Origin of the sequence: Actinomadura sp. 7K507 (assembly GCF_004348425.1) — a bacterium.
In the GTDB taxonomy this organism is placed as follows: Bacteria; Actinomycetota; Actinomycetes; order Streptosporangiales; family Streptosporangiaceae; genus Spirillospora.
The window spans coordinates 1-3,390 of record NZ_SMKK01000432.1 but is presented as its reverse complement, the minus strand read 5'-3'; the positions used below and the strand labels follow the sequence as shown (position 1 = coordinate 3,390).

The 3,390-nt window shown below is 73.8% G+C and carries 3 protein-coding genes and 1 pseudogene; all 4 read right to left on the bottom strand.

The genetic code is table 11. The features are described 5' to 3' along the window. Nucleotides 1–438: pseudogene (locus E1285_RS43945) on the bottom strand (hypothetical protein); the annotation flags it as partial. A gap of 34 nt (nt 439–472) precedes the next feature. After that, the gene (locus E1285_RS43940; RefSeq protein WP_207947280.1) at nt 473–1,336 is read right to left on the bottom strand and encodes a hypothetical protein; all 864 of its coding nucleotides are present in this window, start codon (nt 1,334–1,336) and stop codon (nt 473–475) included. Further along, a complete protein-coding gene (rsmH, locus tag E1285_RS43930) occupies nt 1,333–2,313 on the bottom strand; it encodes a 16S rRNA (cytosine(1402)-N(4))-methyltransferase RsmH (RefSeq protein ID WP_132160836.1) in 981 nt (326 codons plus the stop codon). The genes E1285_RS43940 and rsmH overlap by 4 nt, the downstream gene beginning before the upstream one ends. A gap of 316 nt (nt 2,314–2,629) precedes the next feature. Next, on the bottom strand, nt 2,630–3,061 hold the full coding sequence (mraZ, locus tag E1285_RS43925) for a division/cell wall cluster transcriptional repressor MraZ (protein ID WP_131878133.1): 432 nt from the start codon (nt 3,059–3,061) through the stop codon (nt 2,630–2,632). Between the last annotated feature and the right edge of the window lie 329 nt (nt 3,062–3,390).

The following is a 3,390-nucleotide window of genomic DNA, read 5'->3' as shown; positions in this document are numbered from 1 at the left end:
GCTCTTGGCGGTCGCCTTCTTCGGCGCGGGCTTCTGCTGCGTCGCCGCTTTCGGCGTCGTCGCTTTCGGCGTCGTCTTCTTCTGCGCGGGCCGCTTCCGCGCCGGTTTCCCGGCGGCCGTGCCGGTGGTGCCGCTCTCGTCGCGCGCGGCGTCCTTACGTGCGGTCTTCTTTCGGGGGCCCTCTTCGCGGGGGACGGGGATCATGCCGCCGCGTGCGGGACGGCGGGCGGCGCCGCCCTTCGTGCCCGGCCGTCCCGCGCCGTCGGACCTCCCGCCCGGGGGGCGCGCGGAACCGCCGGCAGGACGCCCGGACGCGCGCGCCGCGCCCGGGCCGTTCTTGTCGTCCCGCCCCGCCGAGCCGCGGGGGCCGCGCCCGTCCGAGCCGCTTCTCCGGCCGGGCGGTGGCCCGGCCGTCCCGCGTCCCGGCGGTTTCGTCACCGTGTCACCCGCTCCCCGATGTGGTCGTGCCCGCTCACGGCGCTCCGTTTCCCGTCCGGGCACCCTGGCCGGTCCCGCCGCCGGTCCCGGGCGGCACGCCGTCGCCGGGCACCACGGTCCCGGGGACGCCGACCACGCCCGCGGCGCCCGCCGACGCGGCGGCCGCGTGCGGGACCGGGCGGATCCCGCCGTCGCTGGCCCGGCCGCTGCCGGTGGCGAAGAAGGCCGGGTCCTCGGCCTTCTTCATCCCGAGCGCCTTGGCCTTGTTCGACAGCTCCTCCGGGGAGCTTTCGCGGGCGTTCTGCTCCTCGTACGCCTGGCGCTGCTGTTCGAGCTGCTTGTTGCTCTGCTGCAGCCGCGTCAGCGTGAACGCGTCCTGCGCGAGGACGGTGTTGAGCAGCAGCAGGCTCACCAGCGCGCCGCCGAGCAGGCCGACGATGAGCAGCACGAACGGGGTGCGCGGCGGCGCCTGCGTCCGCCGCGCCGCCGCCGGGCGGGACCGGGCGGCGGCCGCCTTCGCACCGCTCCCCGCGGTCTTCGCCGTCTGCGTCGCCTTCGTCGCCTTTGCCGCCTTCGTTGGCTTCGTTGTCTTCGGCTTGGCGGCGGTCTTGCCCGTGGGCTTGGTCGCGGTCTTGCCCGCGGTCCTGGTCGCCGTGCTCTTGGCGGGCGCGGGCCTGCGCGCGGGCGCGGCCTTCGCGGGCCTGCTCCCCGTGGTGGTGCCTCGCGTGGTGGTGCCTCGCGTGGTGGTGCCTCGCGTGGTGGTGCCTCGCGTGGTGGTGCTCCCCGTGGTGGTGCTCCGCGCGGAGGTGGCCGGTGCGGCGGCGTCGGCCGGGCGCTCCCGGGTCGCGTTCTTCGGCGTCTTGGCCGGCGCCGGCGGGCGCCTGCTCGTCGTGGTCATGTCGCCTCCCGGACACGCTCGGCGGCGCGCAGGCGCACCGATCCGGCCCGTGGGTTGGTCGTGGTCTCCTCGTCGGACGGCAGCTCGGCGCCGCGCGTCAGGAGCCTGAACCGCGGCTCGTGCTCGGGCAGCGGGACGGGCAGGTCCGGCGGCGTCGTGTCGGCCGCCTGTGCGGCGAGGACCTGCTTGGTGATGCGGTCCTCGAGGGAGTGGTAGGACAGGACGGCGATCCGGCCGCCGACCGGAAGCGCGTCCAGGGCGGCGGGCAGGGCCCGGCGCCAGGTGTCCAGTTCGCCGTTCACCTCGATGCGCAGCGCCTGGAAGGTGCGCTTGGCCGGGTTGCCGCCGGTGCGGCGCGTCGCGGCCGGGATGGAGGTGCGCACCAGGTCGGCGAGGCGCCGGGTGGAGTCGAGCGGGGCGCGCTCGCGCTCGCGGACGATCGCCGAGGCGATCCGCTGGGCGAACCGCTCCTCGCCGTACACGCGCAGGATCCTGGCGAGTTCGGCGGGCGGGTAGCCGTTCACGACCTCGGCGGCGGTGAGCCGCTGGGTGGTGTCCATCCGCATGTCGAGGGGGGCGTCGTGGGAGTAGGCGAAGCCGCGGCCGGTCTCGTCCAGCTGCGGGGAGGAGACGCCGAGGTCGAACAGGGCCGCGTCCACCGCGGGGACGCCGAGCCGGCGCAGGATCCCGGGGATCTCGTCGTAGACGGCGTGCTCCAGCGTCACCCGGTCGCCGAACGGCGCGAGCCTGCGCCCGGAGCGCTCCAGCGCGGTGGTGTCGCGGTCGAGGCCGATCAGGCGGAGCTCCGGGACGGCCCTCAGCATCGCCTCGGCGTGACCGCCCATGCCGAGCGTGGCGTCGAGGTAGACGGGCGCGCGGCCGGTGACGGCCTCCGCGGCGGGGGTGAGCAGCGCCAGTACGCGACCGAGCATGACCGGTACGTGACCGGCCCCGGCCGTGTGGTCTCCCACGCCCATGCTCCACCCCCTACTTGAACCTTTTTCGTCCTCGCGACCCGCGAGACTCAGGGTCGTGGTGACACGCCGGACGAAAAAAGTTCAACAGCCACCTAGCTCGCGGACTTGTGTGGCATCGCCGGATCGGATGACCGCTTCGCGCCCCCGGCGGCGGCCTCGCCCGGCCAGGTCCCCATCCGCTGCCCTGAAGATCACCGCGTGGTGCGCGGGGGGTCGCCGTCTGGCGCCGGGGAAGCTGCGCCAGCTGGCTCGGAGAGCGGCTGGAGACCTGGCCGAACGTGGGCCATTGCCGGTCATCGGACCGACGAGTCGTTTCTCAGAGGATCCCTGGCAACACCTCCTCCGAGACGTCGGAGAACGTCTCCTCCTCCTGCTCCAGGTAGGTCTCCCATGCCTGCGCGTCCCAGATCTCCAGACGCGTGTTGGCACCGATGACCGTGCAGTCGCGGGTGAGGCCCGCGTACCTGCGCAGCTGAGGCGGAATGGTGACGCGGCCCTGTTTGTCCGGGACCTCGTCGGAGGCGCTGGCGAAGAAGACCCGGCTGTAGCTCCGGACCGCCTTCTCGGTGACCGGCGCGGCACGCAGAGCCTCGGTTATCCGCTGGAACTCCGCCATGGGGAAGACGTACAGGCAGCGCTCCTGGCCCTTCGTGATCACCAATCCCCCCGACAGCTCCTCGCGATACTTCGCCGGCAGGAACAGCCGTCCCTTGTCGTCCAGGCGCGGCGAATGGGTGCCGAGGAACACCGGCCCCACCTCCCGCGCCGCATGAGGCGCTACTGCTCCCCACGGCGCCCCACTCTACTCCACTCTTCCCCACCGTCAACAATGAAAACACGTTTCGCAGACGGAGTCGGCCGACGAACGCCCAGGTCAGGCAGGGTGGGTGCGAGTGGGGGCTGTCGCGGCCCGGTCCGCGCGCGCCGTGGCACCGGGGCGCGGGGCCGGATCGTCCCCGCAGGCGTCGCCAGGGGTTCGCGGGGAACGGGTGGGGCGAAGTGGTGCGCTCCTCCGTACCCGGACGGCGATCACCGTGGAGCACAATGGGCTCGCGTTCAACATGAACATCGCAGAGG

What these genes read in the sequence shown, in the direction of transcription:
- E1285_RS43940 (WP_207947280.1), bottom strand. Translation starts at nt 1,336, where the DNA reads ATGACCACGACGAGCAGGCGCCCGCCGGCGCCGGCCAAGACGCCGAAG.
- rsmH (WP_132160836.1), bottom strand. Translation starts at nt 2,313, where the DNA reads ATGGGCGTGGGAGACCACACGGCCGGGGCCGGTCACGTACCGGTCATG.